This is a genomic window from Sporolactobacillus sp. KGMB 08714, assembly GCF_036598985.1.
Lineage (GTDB): Bacteria > Bacillota > Bacilli > Bacillales > Sporolactobacillaceae > Sporolactobacillus.
The window spans coordinates 40,583-61,820 of record NZ_JAUUBW010000006.1 but is presented as its reverse complement, the minus strand read 5'-3'; the positions used below and the strand labels follow the sequence as shown (position 1 = coordinate 61,820).

Annotated in this window: 12 protein-coding genes; 8 read left to right on the top strand and 4 right to left on the bottom strand. The window is 49.3% G+C overall.

Annotated elements, in window-relative coordinates; all coding sequences use genetic code 11:
• The first annotated feature begins 155 nt into the window (after nt 1-155).
• The 3 genes from Q6A92_RS03760 (at nt 156) to Q6A92_RS03750 (ending at nt 7,662) form a co-directional block, all read left to right on the top strand.
• On the top strand, nt 156-4,922 hold the full coding sequence (locus tag Q6A92_RS03760; RefSeq protein ID WP_332237089.1) for a CDP-glycerol glycerophosphotransferase family protein: 4,767 nt from the start codon (nt 156-158) through the stop codon (nt 4,920-4,922).
• A 358-nt stretch (nt 4,923-5,280) separates the two neighbouring features.
• Nucleotides 5,281-6,267, top strand: coding sequence for a glycoside hydrolase domain-containing protein (locus tag Q6A92_RS03755; RefSeq protein ID WP_332237088.1), 987 nt, complete (start codon nt 5,281-5,283; stop codon nt 6,265-6,267).
• Nucleotides 6,268-6,654: 387 nt separating this feature from the next.
• Nucleotides 6,655-7,662 carry an LCP family protein gene (locus Q6A92_RS03750; protein WP_274399949.1) on the top strand — a complete coding sequence of 336 codons (1,008 nt, stop codon included), beginning with the start codon at nt 6,655-6,657 and terminating at the stop codon, nt 7,660-7,662.
• A 742-nt stretch (nt 7,663-8,404) separates the two neighbouring features.
• Here Q6A92_RS03750 and Q6A92_RS03745 read toward each other — a convergent pair.
• The 4 genes from Q6A92_RS03745 to Q6A92_RS03730 all read right to left on the bottom strand — a co-directional run bounded on the left by Q6A92_RS03745 (nt 8,405) and on the right by Q6A92_RS03730 (nt 15,585).
• Nucleotides 8,405-9,832 carry an APC family permease gene (locus Q6A92_RS03745; RefSeq protein WP_274399948.1) on the bottom strand — a complete coding sequence of 476 codons (1,428 nt, stop codon included), beginning with the start codon at nt 9,830-9,832 and terminating at the stop codon, nt 8,405-8,407.
• 247 nt (nt 9,833-10,079) lie between these two features.
• Nucleotides 10,080-11,552, bottom strand: coding sequence for an aldehyde dehydrogenase family protein (locus tag Q6A92_RS03740; protein ID WP_332237117.1), 1,473 nt, complete (start codon nt 11,550-11,552; stop codon nt 10,080-10,082).
• 152 nt (nt 11,553-11,704) lie between these two features.
• Nucleotides 11,705-13,069, bottom strand: coding sequence for a putrescine aminotransferase (locus Q6A92_RS03735; protein ID WP_332237087.1), 1,365 nt, complete (start codon nt 13,067-13,069; stop codon nt 11,705-11,707).
• A 431-nt stretch (nt 13,070-13,500) separates the two neighbouring features.
• The gene (locus Q6A92_RS03730; RefSeq protein WP_332237086.1) at nt 13,501-15,585 is read right to left on the bottom strand and encodes a sigma 54-interacting transcriptional regulator; all 2,085 of its coding nucleotides are present in this window, start codon (nt 15,583-15,585) and stop codon (nt 13,501-13,503) included.
• Between the two features lie 409 nt (nt 15,586-15,994).
• Between Q6A92_RS03730 and Q6A92_RS03725 the strand changes: the two genes are divergently transcribed.
• The 5 genes from Q6A92_RS03725 (at nt 15,995) to Q6A92_RS03705 (ending at nt 21,197) form a co-directional block, all read left to right on the top strand.
• Nucleotides 15,995-16,741: a sensor histidine kinase gene (locus Q6A92_RS03725; RefSeq protein WP_274399944.1), complete on the top strand. Its 747-nt coding sequence runs from the start codon at nt 15,995-15,997 to the stop codon at nt 16,739-16,741.
• A complete protein-coding gene (locus Q6A92_RS03720; RefSeq protein WP_274399943.1) occupies nt 16,738-17,451 on the top strand; it encodes a response regulator transcription factor in 714 nt (237 codons plus the stop codon). Before Q6A92_RS03725 ends, Q6A92_RS03720 begins: the two co-directional genes overlap by 4 nt.
• Nucleotides 17,444-18,823, top strand: coding sequence for a hypothetical protein (locus Q6A92_RS03715; protein WP_332237085.1), 1,380 nt, complete (start codon nt 17,444-17,446; stop codon nt 18,821-18,823). Before Q6A92_RS03720 ends, Q6A92_RS03715 begins: the two co-directional genes overlap by 8 nt.
• Before the next feature lie 88 nt (nt 18,824-18,911).
• Nucleotides 18,912-19,814 (top strand): acetamidase/formamidase family protein, encoded by a 903-nt coding sequence (locus tag Q6A92_RS03710; RefSeq protein WP_274399940.1) that lies wholly within the window; start codon nt 18,912-18,914, stop codon nt 19,812-19,814.
• 18 nt (nt 19,815-19,832) lie between these two features.
• The gene (locus tag Q6A92_RS03705) at nt 19,833-21,197 is read left to right on the top strand and encodes an APC family permease (protein ID WP_332237084.1); all 1,365 of its coding nucleotides are present in this window, start codon (nt 19,833-19,835) and stop codon (nt 21,195-21,197) included.
• Nucleotides 21,198-21,238 lie beyond the last annotated feature (41 nt).

The following is a 21,238-nucleotide window of genomic DNA, read 5'->3' as shown; positions in this document are numbered from 1 at the left end:
CGTTCACGGCTTGGGTTTTCACATGGGCCGATACGGTCCCGTTATGCTGAGTGGGGCCCTTTTCTTTACAGATGCTGCGGCCGTATCGTATGAAAGCCGAAGCAGAAAAAATAGATTCCGATCGTCAGAATGATGGATCGTTAGGAGAAGTCAGAATGATTTATAAAGTCAGTGTGATTGTTCCCGGCTATAATGTATCTTCATACATCAGACAGTGTCTCGACTCGCTGGTCCGCCAGAGCCTGCAGCCGATACAGGTCATCATGATCGATGACGGTTCCACTGATGGGGAAACCGGCCGGATGATGGACGAGTATGCCGCAGCTCACAAAAATTTTGAAACCATTCATCAGGAAAACAGAGGACTGGGCGCAGCCAGGAACAGGGGCCTCCGCGCTGCGCACGGAGAATACCTTGCATTTGTCGACAGTGACGATTATGTCGACGGCCGGGCCTATGAAAAAATGTATGCGATGGCGAAACAGACAGATTCCGATATTATCTCGGGCGGCGTCAATCGCTTTAAGTCAAACGTTAACCGGAAATCGTTCCTTCACCGGAAAGCGATCGCCGACACATGCAAAAGGACCCACATCACTGAACGCCCGGAACTGCTTTACGATACGACCGCATGGAACAAACTTTATAAAAAATCTTTCTGGGACCGTTGCGGGCTGTCCTTTCCGGAACATATGCTTTACGAAGATATACCCGTGACCATCCCGGCTCACTTTCTGGCTAAATCGGTCGATATTATCGAGGATACGGTTTACTACTGGCGGATCAGAGAAGGAAAGGACCGTTCGATCACACAAAAAAGGGAGGATATTCATAATTTCGAAGATCGGCTTAAGGCTTTGCAGCGGCTCGATGCATTTCTGAACGATCACAAGGTTTCTCAGAAAATCATCGAAGCAAATCAGCTGAAGTATCTGACGGTCGATTTTTATAACTACCTGGAGCATCTGAAATCTGCCGATTCTCTGTACATCGGCCGCTTTCAGAGGCTCTTATCCCGCGAACTTGCAAAAATCAATCCGGAACTCTTCGCGCGCATTCCTGCACGTACGGCGCTTGCCTACCGGCTGCTGCTGCAGAACAGAATGGAAGACGTTCTGAAAATCATTCGCCTGGATAGAAGGCACGGCCTGAGTTTCAAGCCTTATCGGCGGCAGGGACACTGGTATAAGACGTTCGCCGTTTCCGACTTTACACGGAAACATCCGGTCTGTGTCGATCGATCGTTAGATGCGGTTTCACGCATTCACCGCGTTCTTTGGAACGGGAACGGAGAGCTTGAGATCAGCGGCCATGCCTACATTGAAGGCATTGATTCCGGAAAAAAGGCACATGTCCGGATGAGCGCCCGTCTCGTCAATATCGACAGCGGTCAGGAAACCGGCCTGGCCGTGCAATTGTTCAAGGACCGGACCGTTACAAGAAAATGGGGTGTAACCAGGCTCAAAAGGATTAATCCGCTTTCAAGAGTCTACAACTACGATTGGTCCGGTTTCAAAATCCGGATCGACGCCGGACGGGCACTGAAAATAATAAAAGAAGGCCGCTGGGCCGTTCTTCTGGATGTGGCGGTCCGGAATCTGGAGAAAACGGTGCGTCTCGGCGCTCCCCTTAGAGGAAGCAACCGGGCCGGATACCGCATGATTAACGAGACGGCCTTTCATGTAAAATACAACGGCAGCTGGCAGCTCGCCGTTGACGTCTGCCGGCCGGACGTTGTGATCCAACGCGCGGCCGCGGATAAAGACCGTCTGATCATCGGCGGCCGGCTAAACAGGAACGTTTCGGATCTGTGCCTCTGCTTTTACGATCGGAACACCGGGGAGCAGGCAACGATCCCATTAAAGATCAGAGAACTTGAGGCAAACCGGTTCACTCTGGCGATTCCCGGCGACAGGCTGAGGAGTACGGATTTTAAAGAGACGGGCTGGGTGATCGGCTACCGGCTCGCGGGAGAAAGCATCCCGAAGCCGGCGGACGGACAACCGGACGGTAAAAGCGTCATTCTTCATACCCGGCAGCGTGACATATGGATTGAGCATACAAACGGCCGGATGTCGATCTTTGCTTCAGAGTACCGCCATCCGTTTCTCGGCGATCTGAAGTTTGCAGACGGCTCGATGATTCTGCGGCTGACTTTGCCGTGCCGATGCGGCCGGGAACAGGATACTGCTGGAAAACGCCGGCTTTTATTTGAAACAGCGAATAACGCCGCCCCACCCGTTGCTTTTGATCTCGATTCCGGCCGGCTTTCCCGTGCCGGTGAAGAAAACACCGTTAAGCTGAGCTGTTTTGACAGAAATGGAAACTTCAGATGGTATGCATCCGGAAAATGGCATGTGTTTATTGTCGAGACCGAAACAGAACCTTCAGGCCGGATCCGATCGCGGAAGATTCCGGTGATCCTGTCCGAATCGCTGTCCAAAGCTCCCGGCGTCTGCTTTACCTATCAAAAAATCCGCTTTCGCCTCATAAGCGGCCGGCACCGATCGCTCGCCTTTCGGACCGAGATTCATCGCGGTTTTGCGGACCGTTCGCCAAGAAGGAGAAAATGCATCCAGTGGTACCTGTACCCCCTGATGCGGCTGCTGCCGATCAAGAAAAACATGATCATTTTCGAAAGTTTCTGGGGGAAGGCCTTTAACGATAATCCAAAGGCGATCTACGACTACATGAAACGGGCATACGGTGACAAATACCGTTACGTCTGGTTCATGGATAACGAATATCTGCCGGTGAGCGGCTGCGCGAAAACCGTCCGCAAATACAGCCTGTATTATTTTTACTGTCTGGCCAGAGGAAAATATTTTGTCGCCAACGCGACCTTCCCCGACTTTTATATCAAACGGCATGGCCAGATCGAGATGCAGACGCTGCACGGAACTTTCATGAAAACGATGGGTCTGAACGAAACCGTCACATTCAATACAAAGAATAAGCAGAATCGCCTGCTGAGACGGGCCGGGCGCTGGGATTTTCTGATCTCGCCCAGCCCCTATATGACGTCGCTGTCAAAAAGGGCCTATTTATTCAACCATCGGGTCGTCGAGTGCGGATTCCCCAGAAACGACGCGCTGTACCGGAAAAACACAATTAAAAACGTAAATGCCATTAAAAAGAAGCTGCATTTGCCGGCGGATAAGAAAATCGTTATGTACGCCCCTACTTTCCGGAACACAAAAACGTTCGATCTGCGTCTTGATCTGGCAAAGCTTCAGAAGTGCCTCGCTCCGCAATATATTTTCTTGCTGCGCCTGCACTACTTTGTCGCCGGCCGAATTGACACCGAACGCTATCGCGGATTTGTTTTCGACGTATCCTTCTATCCGGAAATACAGGACCTGTACTTAATCTCGGATCTGCTGATCACCGATTATTCTTCCGTTATGTTCGATTATGCACATTTAAAAAGACCGATGCTGTTCTTTGCTTATGATCTGGAAGATTACCGGAATAACCTGCGCGGAATCTATCTGGATTATGAAGAAACGGTCCCCGGTCCGATTGTATCGACAACGGAAGACATCATCAGAGAGATCCTGGAGCTGCCCGGATCGGCGCGGCGATACCGGCAAACATATGAGGCGTTTCTTGCCAGATTCTGTACGTTCGGACGGGGCGATTCCGCAAAACGGGCCGTTGAATGCCTGCTGAATCCGGCCGTTAAGCTGCAGCCCGGCGAACATTACTATCGAAATCTATGGAAACGGCGGATGCACACAATCTATCCGGCCGTCTTCCGGCGCGTCGGCAGACTGCCGCGGACAAAAACGGTGATTTTTGAAAGCTTTTTCGGGCAGCAGTTTTCGGACAACCCGAGGGCGATTTACGAATATATGAAAGAAAATCATCCGGAATACCGACTCGTCTGGAACGTGAAGAAGGGCTATGAAGAGATATTCAAGAAAGAAAACGTGCCGTACGTCATTAAATATTCTTACAGAGGGCTCTGGCAGTGGGCGCGGGCCGAATACTGGGTGACAAACAGCCGCTGGCCGCTCTGGCTGCCGAAACCGAAGGATACCGTTTATGTACAGACCTGGCACGGCACGCCCCTGAAAACTATTGGGGCAGACATAAAGCGGATGACTATGCCGGGAATGACTGCTGAGAGATACCGCAAGGAATTTTCCGAAGAAACAAGGAGATGGGACTACTGCATTGCCCCGAACGCCTATTCATCGAAGATTTTCAAAAGAGCCTTTGAGCTGCAGGGCGAGATGATCCAGTCAGGTTATCCGCGAAACGATTGGCTCTATCGGAAGAACGATGCATCGGAAATGATGAGAATCAAGGAAAAGCTGGGCATCCCGCGGAATCAAAAAGTCATTCTGTACGCTCCGACCTGGCGCGACAACGAATACAGCAAAATCGATCATTATACATTCGATCTGAAGCTGGACCTGCAGCGGATGAAGGAGAAATTCGGCGGAAGCGCCGTTCTGCTCATGCGCATGCATTATCTGATTGCCGAGAAAATGAACCTGAGCGGCTATGAAGACTTTGCGAAAGATGTTTCCTTCTATGAAGATATCAGAGAATTATTGCTGATCGCCGACTGCCTGATCACCGACTATTCATCGGTCTTCTTTGATTACGCAAACTTGAAACGGCCGATTGTCTTTTTCGCCTATGACCTGGATGACTATGCCAATAAAATCCGCGGTTTCTATTTCGATCTTGCGAAAGAGGCGCCCGGACCGATCGTTCGGGATATGGACCATCTGCCCCCCGCCGTTAGCCGCGCGCTGAGCCATCCGCCGCTTAATCCTTATCCGGAATTCTATCATAAGTTCTGCGGATGGGAGGACGGATACGCATCGGAAAGAGCCGTCCGGGCATTCCTGAAAGATAAAAAAACAGGAGCAGACGGACGATTCGGGCCGGCGCTGCAAAAGCGCTGAGGAAGAAACACGCGGGACCGTTCTAACACGTACAATCTTTGCCCGGACAACTCAGCCGCTTTCATTTTGCTATATTAAAAAGAATTCCCGAAGTTTCTCAGACTTTGAGAATTCTTTTAGTATGAGCCGATTGGTTTTCTGAAACCGGCATTTCTCTGGTAAAAGTCCGGCTCTCGGATTCTAAAGGACTCGCCGCGCTCACCGGTTGATCGCGGTTCTTTCTATTTATACAGTGAACGCTGCAGCCGTTTTCTTTTCTTTCAGTTCTTTCAATTTTCTTCTCTAAAAGAGCCTGATTCTCATAAAAAATTTTTCTCCGTTTTCACAGCAACAAACATTTCAAGGGAGTGTCTGTCGAATGAAAGTGATTGATTGTGCCGCAAAGCTTAATGAACGCATGATTGAGAATTTAAAACAGGCCGGAATCGGGGCGGTGGGCCGCTATCTCGGCGACGCCGGGTCGTGGAAATCCATGGGTCCGTCCGAAGCGGAGAGCATCCTTAAAGCCGGACTGTCCATTTTCAGCATTTGGGAAACCGCCCCGACAGAACGCGCCTATTTTTCCGCCCGGCAGGGAATGCGCGATGCCGAAGCGGCGTGCCGTTATGCACGTTCAATCGGACAGCCGCAGGGAACGCCCATTTATTTTACCGTCGACTACAATGCCGGCACAGGTGACCTGGAAGCAATTATGGCCTACTTCCGCGCCGTAAAAGATGCAGAGAAAGGCTATTCCGCCGGCGTCTACGGATCCTTCCGGGTCGTCGAAGCGCTCGGGCGGACAGGTCTGGCTGACTTTTTCTTTCAGACATATGCATGGTCCGACGGCAACCTATCGGCCTACGCCCATCTTTATCAATTTCAGAATGACCGGCCGGTCGCCGGCATCCGTGTCGATTTCGACAAGATAATCAAATCCGGCGGAACATGGAAAAGAGCGGCACAGCCGGCAGGCGCCAAAGCTGTTTCGCCGCGCCTTCCAAAATCTGCCGGCTATACCGTCAAATCCGGGGACACATTGAGCGCAATCGGCGTCCGCTCCGGCCTTGATTACCGGCTGATCAAAAAGTGGAACGGACTGACGTCGGACACCATTTACCCGGGACAGAAACTGAAGCTGTATCGGCCGGCCGGATCCTCGATGAATACGTTTCCCTATCCGGGCCGGCCGCTCCGCCGGGGCAGTACGGGCCAAGATGTCGTACTCGTTCAGAAAGCCGTCGGAGCCCGGAGCGACGGAATCTTCGGCCCGCGGACGGAAGCAGCAGTGAAGGCGTTTCAACTCGGCCGCGCTCTGGTGCTCGATGGCATTGTCGGACCCAGGACTTGGAACCTCCTGTTCTAACTGAAGGTGAGATGAATCATGCGGATTGTGAAGCCGGGATAATTATCCGGCTTTTTTTCGTGATTCGCCCTATCTTTAAGGCAAAAGGTATTGCCCGTACAACTTTAGACGGATATAATTACCATGAGTTATAAAACATTTTTGTGAGGCTACCTCTCATCCAGCGGCAGACACGGCGAATATTTACTGTCGGATAGGTCTATATTCCCGGTTTATCAAAAACCGTTTCTGAAAATGGAAGTTCGCCGCGGCATCCTTAATTGAGGGATCGGCCTGAATTTTCCATGACGGAAAATTGATCTAGCATATGTGCTTTCTCCGAATCAATTAGAATTTTATAAACTCATAAAAATACTTCCCTCGGAAAATGAGACAAAGGAGCAGAACATGGCACACAGAATCCCGGATCAAGAATCCCGAACGACATATAGAAAGACAAGGAAACGCCACCGCGGCCTGCGCATTGCGTTACTGGTGCTGATCCTCCTGCTTGTCGCAGCGGCCGCTTTCGGTGCTTATGAATATAACAAACTGAATCCGCAGAATCATTTCAGCAATCTGAAATCAATCGGCGGATCGGACAGCAATCTGAAAGCCGGAGTATTCAATATGCTGCTGATCGGCACCGATGCCCGGAAAGGAGACCCGGCCGGCCATACGGATTCGATGGTGCTTATTCACGCCGATCTGAACAATCATACTTACGACATGCTGAGCATTCCGCGTGACACGCGTGTTTACATGCAGGGCTACGGTTATACCAAACTGACAAGCGTTCAATATGTTTCCCAGGTCAAAAACGGGGCGCAGCAAGGCATTACCGACGCTGTAAAAACCGTATCCAACCTGACGGGCGTCCCGATTAACTATTACGCGGAAACAAACTATTGGGGCCTTCAGTACATGGTCGATGCAATCGGCGGAATCAATATGACTCTTCCGTTTAACGTCACCCTGACTCACCCTTGGTATTCGGAAGATCAGGGATTAAGTTTCACGGCGGGGACGCACGCGCTGAGCGGAAAAATGGTGACGGAAATCGTTCATGAACGTTATTCTCTCCCGGGGACCGATTACGGCCGCCAGCAGCTTCAGGAAGCCGCGCTGATCGGCATCGCCCAGAAAGTGATGCAGCCGGCAAATATCACCAAGCTGCCTGCTTTGGCCGGTTCGCTTTCTAAATTTTTCGTCGCAACCAATTTGAGCCAGGAGGATATGATCAGTGTCGGCCTCAGCGCTAAAAGCGATTTCCATCCGCAGCAGCAGATTCATTATCGCCAGGTCAAAGGCACAAACGCAGTGATGTATGACGACGTCCTTCAGGCCAACAACGACCAGGTGATCCTTGATCCGACCGAACTGAAAGATGTCATTAAAACTTATTTCGCCAATTAAAACGTGAATAACTGAACAAACAAAGAAGTAAAAGGCGCACCCGTTATTTTAGCGGCTGCGCCTTTTTTAATCCGTCTATTTCCCGGACAGTATACTTACTTGCAACAAAATCAGAGGCCGGTTTCCATAATCGCTTCAACCGCAAACCCGATCTGCCGGATGTCCGCCTTTTACATATGATCCCGGCCCCCCCTTCTCAGACCGGTCAAAGGCATCCTTAATTTTTGAAACAAATCAACGTCTGAAGAACATCGTTCCGTTCCGCCGAAATCGGTCGTCATGCCTGCAAAACATTGCGAATATGGTTCTGATTATTCCCACTTATTGATTTAGTCATTGTTGATTCTCAGCCATTTACCGATGATTGGTAACCGGTTACCGATAGTGCTCTGCATTTTACTGCCGATTGTCCGGCTTGCTGTATGCCTGCGGGCACCCGGAAGTGAGCTTTCTCAATCCTTTTTTCACCATCCGCTGAAAAAAGAGCTTGTGCCGCCGGGATACCGTGCGAACCGGGTCCGACAGCCGCCCCATTTTCTCCGGTTACGAATGAGAAGTCGGACACGGACCGACCCGCCAATCAGCAGGCCGCCTTTTCCATCACGATGAATGGAATGCGGCTTATTGACTGTCCCGGACGGTCTCGGGCCTCAATGGATCGGCCGTTTTGCTGAGAGATCGCTTATCCTGGCACCGTTCAGAAATCTGATAATCTCAAAGTCCTGCAGGTCCGGCTTCCTTATCAGAATTTTGTAGGCGCCGCTGCTTCGACGGCCGTCTCCAGGTCAGCGGCCTTCTCACGTCCCGAGAGGTAGAAAAGGCTTTTGAGTTTAAACCGGTAGTAAACGAGCGGGATGACACCGATGAACAGCGTCCCCAGGCCGATCAGATCCGTCCGCCAGCCCAGCTGCGGGATATCATAGATGGCGATGGCCCAAAGGAACAGCGATGAACAGACGGGCCAGAGGCCGCGCATGAAAAATGTCCTGAAATCATGGGTGAGTCCGTGCCGGTAATACCACGCACAGGCAAATCCGGTCAGCCCGTAGTAGAAGGCGATCTGCAGGCCGATCGCCGTAATCGCGTCGGTCATGATCGCATTGATCCCCGAGCTGAAACTGGAAACGACAAAGAGCAGCAGAGAAACAATGCCCATGACCATTCCGGCAAGCCACGGCGTCTGAAAACGGGGATGAAGCCGTCCGAATCCGGCGCCGAGCACGTTGTCGCGTCCCATTGAAAATAAAGTACGGCTTGCCTGCAGCAGCGAGGTTTCCAGTGTCGCGACGGTACTGATCATCACGGCCAGTATGGCAATATTCCCCCACGGCCGCGGAAAGATCATATTGCCGACGGCCGGCAGCAGATTAGTTCCGGCATTGGCAATCTGTTTCGAAGTCAGTCCCATCTGAAACACGATCTGCAGTAATTCAAACAGGACGAAGATGCCGATCATGCCGAAAACGCCGCCGTATCCGGGTGCTTTATTCCTGTCTTTCGTTTCCTCGGTAAGATTCGCCGTGACGTCCCAGCCCCAATAATAGAATATCGCGACAAGAGAACCGGACATGAACATATTGAGATTGAATCCGCCCGGTGAAAACCAGGACCATGAAAAAGGATGAACGGGATGTACGCCGAATTTGGCAAAAGCTCCGATGGCAATCACAATCAAGATCAGCACTTCGATAATCGTCATAAACTTCTGGAATTTGGCCGTTATCTGAATGCCTATCATAATCAGGATGTTCATTGAGAGGAACCATAACGCTCCGGCAACGGTAACGGCAACCACATTGCCGCTCAGCGAAGGAGCGATCAGATCGAGCGTTGCCGTCCCGACCGGAAGCGATCCGGCAACCATGAACAGACACGTGGCAACGATCAACGCCCAGCCGCTCATGAACCCGAGTGCCGGATGAATCGCCCGGCCCACCCAGGCATAACTGGCCCCGGCATCTGAACGCCAGCGATTCAGGTACATGAAGGCAAAGGCGATGCCGAACATAACAATTGCCGCATACAGAATCGAACCGGGCCCCATGATTCCGACCGTGGCAACCAGAGTCGCCGAACTGGCCGAAATCGTGTATGCCGGGGCGGTGCCGGCAATGCCCATGATGATGGAATCAAACTTTGTCAATTCGTTTTTCTTGAGTTCATCGGACATGTCACATATCCCCTCGCCATTTATTATTTTGATTATTTTGATAAAAATTGATAAAGATGGGCCGGTAAACCTGCCGACCGGCACTAATCCCGATCCAAAACGGAATGACCCACAATTTCTTTATTTCACCGCGTTAAAAACATCAGAATTCTTTTCTGAAGTGAACCGCCTTCCCTCTCAGGTCCGGAACGGCGCCTTATAAAATCCACTATTTATGCAATTCTGAAAATGCAGGCCGGAAATAATCTTAACCGGAAAACCAGCCGCTCGGTCCCCCATCAAGGTTAAAATTAATCTGCTTCGTCTCTAAAAATTCGTCCAGGCCGTATGTACCCAGACTTGAACCGATCCCGCTCTGTTTATAGCCGTGCCATGGCGCTTCGTTGTACGTGCCATGATACGTATTGACCCATGTGATACCGGCGCGCACTTTTTTAATGACGCGCATCGCCCTGGCTGCATCCTTGGTAAAGACGGCGCCGGCCAATCCGTATTTTGTCTCATTAGCCAGTCTGACAGCTTCCGTTTCATCTCTGAACGTCTGAAAGACGGCAACCGGTCCGAAGATTTCTTCCTGAACAATACGCATACCGGGCTCTGTATCAATAAAAGCGGTGGGAGCGACAAAGAATCCATTGTCATAATCACGGCCCGTCAGGCGAAAGCCGCCGCAGGCAATTTCAGCTCCCTCCGCTTTGCCGATCTCGATATATCGGAGTACTTTGTCCAGTTGTTCCTGACTGACAAGCGGCCCCATTTCCGTTTCCGGATCGCCGCCCGCCCCCACTCTGATTTTATTAGCCCGTTCCGTAAAGCGGGCAACGAACGCATCTTTGATGCTTTCCTCAACCAGAATTCGCGATCCCGCCGAACAAATCTGACCCGCACCGGCATAAATCCCGAATAAGGCATAATCCACGGCGCTTTCAAAATCGGCGTCGGCAAAGATGATGTTGGGCGATTTGCCGCCCAGTTCCAGCGATATTTTTTTCATATTGCCGCTCGCAGCCTTCATGATCCGACGGCCGGTATCCGTTCCGCCGGTGAAGGAAATCATATCGACGCCATGGCTGACGGCAATCTCGTTTCCGACCGTTTCTCCGGCACCCATCACCATATTGGCCACCCCTTTCGGCAGACCGGTTTCTTCTAATATTTCGAACAGCTTCGTCGCAGTGACCGGCGTCAGTTCTGACGGTTTATAAACGATGGCATTGCCGGCGGCAAGTGCCGGGGCGATCTTCCAGACACTCATCAGCAGCGGATAATTCCAGGGAACAATCAGTCCGCAGACGCCGATCGGTTCGCGGATCACCATGGCCTGCATATTATCCGGAACCGTATAGGTTTCGCCGTGAGGCGCCGGAATTAATCCGGCGTAATAGCGGAAACAGGCCGCAGCATCGCTCACATCATAGCCGGCTTCTCTGAGCGGTTTGCCATTATCGAGGGTCTCCAGCGCCGCCAGCTCGTCATGCCGTTCATCGATCTTAGCGGCAGCCTTAAGCAGATAACCGGCGCGCTCTTCAGCGCTCAGTCCCGGCCACGGCCCGCGATCAAAAGCCTCCCTTGCCGCCTGCACGGCAGCCCGGACATCGGACACATTGCCTTCCGCCGCCTGCGCAATCACTTCACCATTGGCGGGATTGATAATTTCCCGCTTTCCGTTTCCCGAACCCTGCCGCCATTCGCCGTCAATATACATGCTCAGTTCCAGGATTTTCCGGCTGGTTTTCGTTGCCATCCCTGATTTCCCCCCTATAAAAAAATTGTCGGACGGACGCCGCCTCTCGATCGGCGCCGACTTGGCAGACGGGTTGCCTGCGGCCGCCCGTTTCAGCCGATACTCATGTTCATTCCGGACTCCCGCCTTTATTTCAATGCGTCGGCCACCGTCTGCACAACCCGGTCGATGTCTTCCTTTTTGATCGTCAGCGGCGGTTCAATGCGGATCGTTTTGGCATTTACCAAGGTCCCGGCCACAAGCACGCCCTTATCAAACAATTTTTGGGAAAACTCGTACCCGATCTTATCTTTCTGAAATTCGATACCGATCATCAGACCTTTGCCGCGGATTTCCATGACTTTATCTTCATGGCCCCTCGCCGCTTCCTTCAGGCCCCGAAGCATATAAGCGCCCATCTTCGCCGCCCGTTCCGGAAGATTTTCCTCAATCAGCACGTTTATCGTTGCAATCGCCGCCGCACAGGCAAGCGGATTTCCACCGAAAGTCGTTGTGTGAATGAACGGATTCGGGAAAAAGTTTTTAAAAACCTTCTCATTGGCAACGACGGCGCCCGCAGGGACAATCCCGCCGCCGAAAGCCTTAGCCAGGCAGAGAATATCCGGAACCACGCCGTAATGTTCGCAGCAGAACATCCTGCCGGTACGGCCCATCCCGGTCTGCACTTCGTCGAGGATGAGCAGGGCTCCGTATTTATCGCAAAGCGCTCTGACCTTCGGCAAATAATCGTCCGGCGGCACAATGACGCCGCCTTCGCCCTGGATCGGTTCAAGCAGAACGGCAGCGGCGTCTTCACCGACCAGCGCGCAGGCTTCCATTGTTTTCTCCATCATTTCGATATCTCCGTATTGAACATGACGGAATCCGGAAACGAGCGGGAAAAACGGCCGGCGAAAAGCGCCTTTGGCCGTCGCAGTCAGCGAGCCGAGGCTCTTGCCGTGAAAAGCGCGCGTAGCGGCTATAATTGTTGACCGATCGCTGTAAAGCTTTGCCAGTTTCAGGGCCCCTTCAACGCTTTCCGTTCCGCTGTTTGTAAAGAAGGAATATTGCAGGTCGCCGGGCGTGATTTGGGCGACCAGCTTGGCCAGAAAAGCACGCAGCGGATCAAGCAGATCCTGACTGTGGAGCGCCTGGCGGTTCATCTGACTTTCCACGGCGCGAACGACCCTGGGATTTCGGTGGCCGACATTGTAGATGCCGAATCCGCCCAGACAGTCGATATATTTTTTCCCGTTCACATCTTTGAAACTTTCTCCTTCATCGGACCATTCAACGGCGGCAAATTGTTTATCTTTCGTGACCGTTTTCCGATAGTCCAAAAATCCCGGATTCACATAATCGCGGAAATTATCTACCGTTTCCTCAGTAATCCATGAAGCATCTTCTTCCGTGATCGCGTCATTTTCTTTATTGATCAGGTTCAGCACTTTTTTAGCATAATTGTTTGCTTCCGTATATTTTTCATTGGACTGCTCTTTTATATCGATACTCAACATTAAACACTCCCAATAAATTTTTTTCTTTTCTTCCGGCGAACAGCGGCTTCAATTCGTTTTCATCTTAAAAATGATCACCTCTTTACGGTTCAAATCGTCAGGCGCAGTTGAGAAATGCGAGGGCTTCATTTATTCACTGTTCAGCAAGCAATTTATGTGCCATTTTCATCGGCATGTGATTCGCATGTAAGAAATTGTTACAAAAATTTGATAATAAATTGAACAGAGGCAAGAGATAAATAAAAATCCGGTTCATCTTTTGACCGGATCCTGCTTGATCACTATTGTGTAAAATCGACTGTTTATTTATGCAAGAATGGATAGCCTATGATTTTTTTCATAGAGCAAGTCTGCGGGCCCCGGAATAAAAGAGCAAAAGACGGGAATCCGCGCCTATCCGCCGTGATATCCCGCCTTTTTCGAACAGATTAATGCCCTTCGCCGAGAATCTTATTATATTTCCTGCTGACCGAAGATTGACTGATACCAAGCGCCTCTGCTGCACGCGTTGTGGTTTTGAATTTTTTCATCGCCATCACGACCAGTTCTCTCTCCAGTTTTTCTTTGGCCTGCTTCATCGGAATGATCCGGTTGGTAAAAGAATGCGAATCCGGAACCCGCTGATCGAATCTGATCAAATTGCCGACGAGATCGGCATGAATCGTCTCACTATCGGAAACGACAATCAGCCGTTCCACGACATTCTGCAGCTCGCGGATGTTCCCCGGCCAGTGATAAAGTTCAAGCAGATTTAGAGCATCCGGCATGAAGACATAATGCTTCTTATACTTTTGGTTAAGCTGCTTAAGAAAATGAACCGCAAGAACGGCGATATCCTCAGGACGCTCGCGCAGGGGCGGCACATGGATCGGAATGACATTCAGGCGATAATACAGATCTTCTCGGAAGGCGCCGGCCTTAACCATTTCTTTCAAATTTCGGTTGGTCGCCGCTACGATCTGAACATTAACCGGAATCGGCCGCGTGCTGCCGAGCGGAATGACTTCGCCTTCCTGAAGGACTCTCAGCAGCTTTACCTGCAGCTGAAGCGGAAGCTCGCCGATTTCATCCATGAACAGCACCCCGCCGTCGGCCTGCTCGAAATAACCTTTTTTACCGGCTGTGCTCGCGCCGGTAAATGCACCTTTCACGTACCCGAACAATTCGCTTTCCAGGAGATTTCCGGGAATGGCCCCGCAATTCAGTTTTAAAAAAGGCCGGCTGCTTCGAGTGCCCATTTGATGAATCGCCTGAGCAACGACTTCTTTTCCGACACCCGACTCGCCGTCGATCAGTACCGTTGAGGAAAACTCGGCGACCTTTTTTACCCGGATCATCAGTTCCTCCATTTTTACGCTTCTGAAAACCATCTGCTGCATGAAAAGGTCTTTCTTTCTAAAGCCGTCCAACTCCTTTTTATATTCATTAAGCCGTGTTTTAAGCTCTGCGGTTTCCGTGATATCGCGCAGGGCAATAATGATTCTCTGAATCTCCCCGTTATCGCCGAAAACCGGGGTGCCGAGCGCCAGCACTTTCTTTCCGTCCGATGTTTCCTGTACAACCGAATATTTTTTTCTGTTCTCAATCACGTACCGAATGACCGGCAGGTGAAACATCCCCTTCGCTTCAAGATGAAGCAGATTTTTTCCGATCAATTTTTTAAAATTAATATGCCAATAATCGGCAGAGAGAGTTTCACTGCAGCGAATCAGACCGCCTTCCTCGTCCAGGACCAGAATTTCGTCGTACATGCTTGATAAAACGGCATTCAGGTCCGCATTCAGGTTTTTTACATATTCCAGTTCCATCGCCATTTTTTCAACCATCGGCAAATCCTGAACAACAATGACGACGCCGTTTATCGTGCGGCCGGGACCGAAAATGGGGCTGTAATCGGCGAGAAGCCCCACCTGGCCGCCGACGACAATCTGATTCAGGATCGTCTCTCCGGTCGTGAAAACACGATCGATCTCTTTGCGGCCGAAAATATTCTCCGCCGGTTCATGGGCGACTTCGGAGGCACGGCGCTTCGTCATTCTCAGACCCGCTTCATTAAAATTAACCATCCTTCTTTGACGATCGGCGATAAAAATACCCATCGGGATTGATGTCAGAATAGTCTTCAACAAATCCGTGTTCTGGCTTTCATCCTGAAACAGAGCCACAAGCAGATCTTCTCTTTTTATGTAGCCGATCAGGCAGCCATCCCTGTCTTTAACAAGAGTCACCGCTTCGCCGATCACCCGGTAAAGATCCGGAATCGAAAACTCCTGCCCGAGAAAACAGGCTGTTTCCAGCGGATGGGTCTGCTTTTTAATCTCGTCAGCAGTCATGCGGCGCCTGTTTTTCGATTTCATCTCTCTGACGGAAATATAGCCGATCAGCCGATTTCTATCCTCGATGAACAGGTAGTCGTTTATCGAATCATCCGTATGCTGTTCCAGATGTTTATCGATTTGCTCTAAAGGTACCGTCACGACAGGCCGGATTTTATCGTTCGGAATCGGAAGCATCGGTCACCCTCCTTTTAGGAACAATTTTAACATACAAAGTTATGAATTATGACATATAAGCCCGAGTTTCTTGTCGCGCTCCGTTCATTCTCAGCATCATTTTTGTTATGAAAAGGAAATTGTATCTATTTTCAATCATCAGGCTCATAATCCGATCGTTTCCATTATTCATTTATGCATAGAAAAAATGTACGAATATTTTCCGATAAGAACCGTTAAACGGAGCTGTCTGAATTTTTTTTCAAAAAATTGCAGCAAAACATCCTCGCGCGGTCTGTCCTGCTTGCCCGGATCACTTGCCGTCCCGGACTGGCTACATTTCCGACTGCGACCGATTCTATTTCCTCAAAGCAGCCGTTTATAATATAATAGAGTTTAAATTCTGAAAGAAAGGGGGAGGCGGGCAGATATGCTGTTCTATTTATTTGAAGGCCTTGTGTTCTGCAGCGTCGTGTTCAGTATTCTCTCCTTCTTTCTGCTCATTTCGCTGCCGATTGTTGAAAAGGAGATTAATGTTTTGGAGCTGGAAAACACAAAGGTCCGTTTGCAGAACCGGGTTCAGGAAAGTGAGCTGCTCCAGCTCAGCAGACAAATTCAGCCGCATTTTATGTTTAATACCTTAAATGTCATATTATCTCTGGCCCGGCTGAAACGGCAAGAAAAATTGATTGAAGGCCTCGAGCGTTTTTCAATGTATCTTCGTTATAAATATACGGATAAAAAAGACATGATTCCTTTTTCTGTCGAACTGAATCAGATTAAAAATTACATATATATTCAAAAACTCCGATTCGGAAGAAAGCTGAGCATAGACATTCAGGTGAATGATCAAGAGCTTTCAGCGGGAATTCCGCCGTATACGCTGCAAATTCTAGTGGAAAATGCTTTTAAGCACGCCTTCGGCAAGAACACGGGCAATAAGAGACTGTCAATCTCTCTCGAGCGGAAGGGAAACTGGGTGGAGCTGCGTGTCACAGACAACGGATCGGAACCCCTCAATCTGCAAAGCGAGCATGGTATCGGTCTGGAAAATATACGGAAAAGGCTGCGACTGCTTTTCGATTTGTACACGGAAGTCCGTATAGAGAAGAACGCAGACCGCGAAACTGTGGCAAAAGTCGTCTGGCCTTACACCATTGTGGAGGATGAGTCATGAACGTATTAATTGTTGACGATGAATATCTGGAACTTGAACAGCTGCTTCAGCTGATCTACACTCGCTATCCTCATTGGAATCTGTTCACAGCCGAAGACAGCCTTGAAGCCCTGGAGATTGCAAACAATCATGATATTCGGCTGGCCATGCTCGACATCCACCTTTCAGGCGAATCCGGGCTGGACCTGGCAGAAAAATTACAGGCCCACTCAAAAAAGCCGGGTATTGTGATCATTACTGCCTATCAGAATTTTGACTATGCTAAAAGAGCCATTAAATTAAAAGCTATTGATTACATCGTTAAGCCGGTCATTCGAACAGAGCTTTATGATGTACTCGACAAATTTGAAATCCGGGACGGCACCTTCCCTCTGACACCTATGATGCAAAGGGCGCTCCGATTTGTTCGTGAACATTACAAGGACAATATCCATCTTCAGGATGTCGCCGATTTCGTCCACGTTTCACCGAATTATCTGAGCAAAAAGTTCAACGACGAAGTGCGGCTTTCCTACAAAGATTACCTTGTTCAGGTCAGAATCAATCAGGCAAAACTGCTGATGACGCAGTACCCTGAGTATACGATACAATATATTGCAGATGCCGTCGGTTTCTCAAGCCAGAATTATTTCACTAATTCTTTTAAAAAGCATGAAAACAGAACACCGACTCAATTCAGGCATGGAAAGATCGGGCCGCAGGATGAATGAGGATGCCCTGATCATTCCTTATTTGCTGCTGCTCATTTCCGCCCTTCCCTATCTAAGCCGCGAAACGTCGATTCCCGCATACATACAGGGCAGTAAAAGACTCGGACTTCACGAAGGCACGCCGTTGCTGCTTTCGCATCTGCTAAAAGGATTCATGATCTTTATGTTTTTTCAGTTCATCTCAAACAAAAGTCTGATAAGAGGGATCCTCTTCACTCTTTTTATGCTCCCGATGATGGTTCTTTATGAAAAATGGATCCGCGCGGCCGGCAGGAGACATCTGAATAATCCCAATCACACACCGCTCACTTTTTTCAGGGAACGCGCGGCCGATCAGTATACTTTTCATTTGATCTTACTGATCATGACGCTTATTTCTTTTTTTGCCTTTCTCTCAGAAATTACATGGATGACGCTGCTCGCGGTCAATCTGTTCCAGGTCTCTGAAAGATGGGTATTTCTTTCTCTTTTATTCCTTGTCTATGTTTATGCAGTTGCCGGCGGTTTTGCAGCGATCAAAAAAGTAAGCAGGCTGCTTAATGTCCTCATTTTTTTCACCATGGTCTGCCTGCTTCTTTACGCCTATCTCACAAATGGTATTTTTTCAATCTACCGGAACTGGACAATCGAGCAGGGCCGGTTGGGTCCGGATTTTCTTTCCGGTTTCGGGACCCAGTGCTTATGGTTATTTGTCATGATCAGTATTTATTTCGGTTACCTCCTGACTGATTTATCGTTATGGCATATCAGTTTTTCCATGAAGGAAAACAGAATGCGGACCATTTACAGATGCGCCGTGTTCTGCTTTGCCAGCCTGATTGTCACACTGATGATGATTGCCGTATTTGTCCGGACGACCGACCATCGACAAGCTTCGACTCTGATCAGTGTCCTGGATGCTTTATCTCACTCCGCTCCTTTTTTTGCCTATTTTTTGGCTGTTTCATTGTTTTCCATCGGTCTGATCGGTGCGATTGTCTGTCTGAAATCGATCATGGATGCTTTCCTGCTAATCCATCAGGATACTCAAAACAAGGATCGGCGTTTTTTTAAAAAGGTTTATGCCGGCGCGCTCTTATTTCTTATTGTTCTTTTTGCTGCGCTCCATCCTTCCATGACTCTCCTTTTTACGAGTATTAAAATCTTTTCATTACTCTGTATCGCTTCAATCCCTTCTTTTTCCCTGCTGATGATCTCCAAAAAAAAAGTAAATGGGTTCAAGCTGCTGCCTGTCTGCTCAGGTTTTCTTGCGGGTCTGTACTTATTTTCGACCCCCCGGTCCATTCTTCTTGATCTATGCTGGAGCCTGCTTATCAGCGCAGCCCATCAATTTATTACACATATAAGTTATGTTTTCTTACAAAGAAAGTAGATTTTTATAAAAAACGGATATTTTATTATAACATTCTGATTTCTTATAACTTTATACTAATAATATTAGAAAAAGAGGAGGTCATTTCATGGCAACGACGATTCAGCGCGGAAAACCAATCTATGCTTTCAGTAAAGAAAACGCACCTGTCGCCTTCGTCAAACCCGGAGACGAGGTCATCATTGAAACATACGACTGCTTTGAAGACCAGATTGCTTCCGAAGAAACAGATTATGACGCGATCGATTGGAACAGAATTAATCCGGCAACGGGTCCTATCTATGTTCAAGGGGCCGAACCCGGGAAAACGCTGGCTGTGCATATTGAAAAAATCAGTGTCAAAAACAGCGGCGTTCTGTCTACAGGGAAAAATCTGGGGACGATGGGGCATAGGCTCGAGGATCTGCAATTTAAAATTACCCCCATTGAACAGGAGCGTATTCTTTTCAACGAGAAGATCAAAATCCCGTTTAATAAAATGATCGGCGTCATCGGTGTGGCTCCGGAAGAAGGTGCCGTAAACTGCGGAACCCCCGGCGAACATGGCGGAAATCTTGATACGACTTTAATTACCGAGGGAGCCACCCTCTACATTCCGATTTTTCACAAAGGGGCACTGTTCGGCCTTGGCGATATGCATGCCGCGATGGGCGACGGCGAGATCGGTGTATCCGGAGTAGAAGTCGGCGGATCGGCGACCGTCCGCTTCGAAGTGAGGGACGACTTGAACATTCATTATCCGCTGTTGTCAAATAAACAGGGTATCGCCATGATCGTATCGAAAAACACATTGGATGAGGCAGCAAAAACAAGTGTCGAAGAAATGATCGATTTTCTCTCGCCCTATACCGACCTAGGCTTAGGCAAACTGACTATGCTGATGAGCGCCATCGGCAATGCGCAGATTTCTCAGATTGTCGATCCAAAGCTGACGGCCCGTTTTTTCGTACCCAGATGGTTTCTCAATGCATACGGCATTTATACTCTATAATACTTGAGGTGAAAATAAATGACAGAATCCAAACCCGCAGCAAATCGCTCCTTCGGCTATAAGCAGGAACTGAGCCGCGCCCTTTCATTCACAGATCTGCTGATTTACGGCCTGATCTTCATGGTGCCGATCGCGCCGTTCGGTATTTACGGCCAGATTGCAATCGGATCCCACGGAATGGTTGCTCTGGCATACGCCATCGGCATGATCGGTATGCTGTTCACTGCTTTCAGCTATTCGAAAATGTCTTCAGCAATTCCGATCGCCGGATCCGTTTATTCCTATGCTCAAAGAGGCATTAACGATAACGTCGGATTCATCGCCGGTTGGCTGATACTGCTTGACTATATTTTCATCCCGGCGTTGCTCTATCTGGTCAGCGCCGTTGCCCTGGCCGACATCGTTCCCCAGATTCCCGTTTTAGTCTGGCTCATTATCTTTATCGGATTCAATACGGTCATTAATATCCGCGGCATCGTCTTTACGGCAAAGACAAATAAAGTCATCCTGTTTCTTGAATTTGTTGTCCTCGCCGTCTTCATTATTGTCGGCATCACGGCGATTGCCCGGCACGTAAACGGAGCGGTATTTACCTTTAAACCGCTGTATGATCCCGCACAATTCTCACTGTCTACCGTTATGGGCGCCGTATCGATCGCCGTCCTGAGCTTTCTTGGTTTTGATGCTATTTCAACCCTGTCCGAAGAATCAAACGGCGGAAAAAAAGCGGTCGGGCGGGCAACCATATTTTCACTGATTATTGTCGGTGTCCTGTTCATCATTCAGACATGGGTCGCCGCCCTGGTTTTTCCTGACTTTAATGCCTTTAAGAGCCCGGATACCGCATTTTATCAAGTCGCGGGGATCGCAGGCGGTGACTGGCTGCGGATTGTGACGATCGTGGCAACCGCAGTATCGTGGGGCATCGCAAATGCGCTTGTGGCACAGACAGCGATCTCGCGCATTCTTTACAGTATGGCTCGCGACAGGAAACTACCGCATTTTTTGTCCAAGATCCATCCAAAATACAAGACACCTTACATCAGCACCCTGCTGGTTGCATTTGTCTCATTAATTGTGACAACTATTTTTGCTTCTCAGATCGGCAAACTGGCTTCAGTAGTTAACTTTGGCGCACTCTCATCTTTTATTCTTCTGCACCTTGCCGTTATGAACTACTATCTGCGTAAACAGAAAAGCAAAAATTATTTTCAGTATTTCATCATGCCGCTGATCGGCCTGCTGATCATTGGCTTTGTTTGGTGGAACCTCGATCCTCTCGCAAAGACGCTGGGTTTCTCATGGCTTGCGATTGGCATTGTCTATTTGATTTTCCTGAAAATTTTCGGCAAAGACACGAAAATTTCCGTGGATCTGTCCTAAATCTTCCACATATCATCAAACCGGGCGATTTTGCCCGGTTT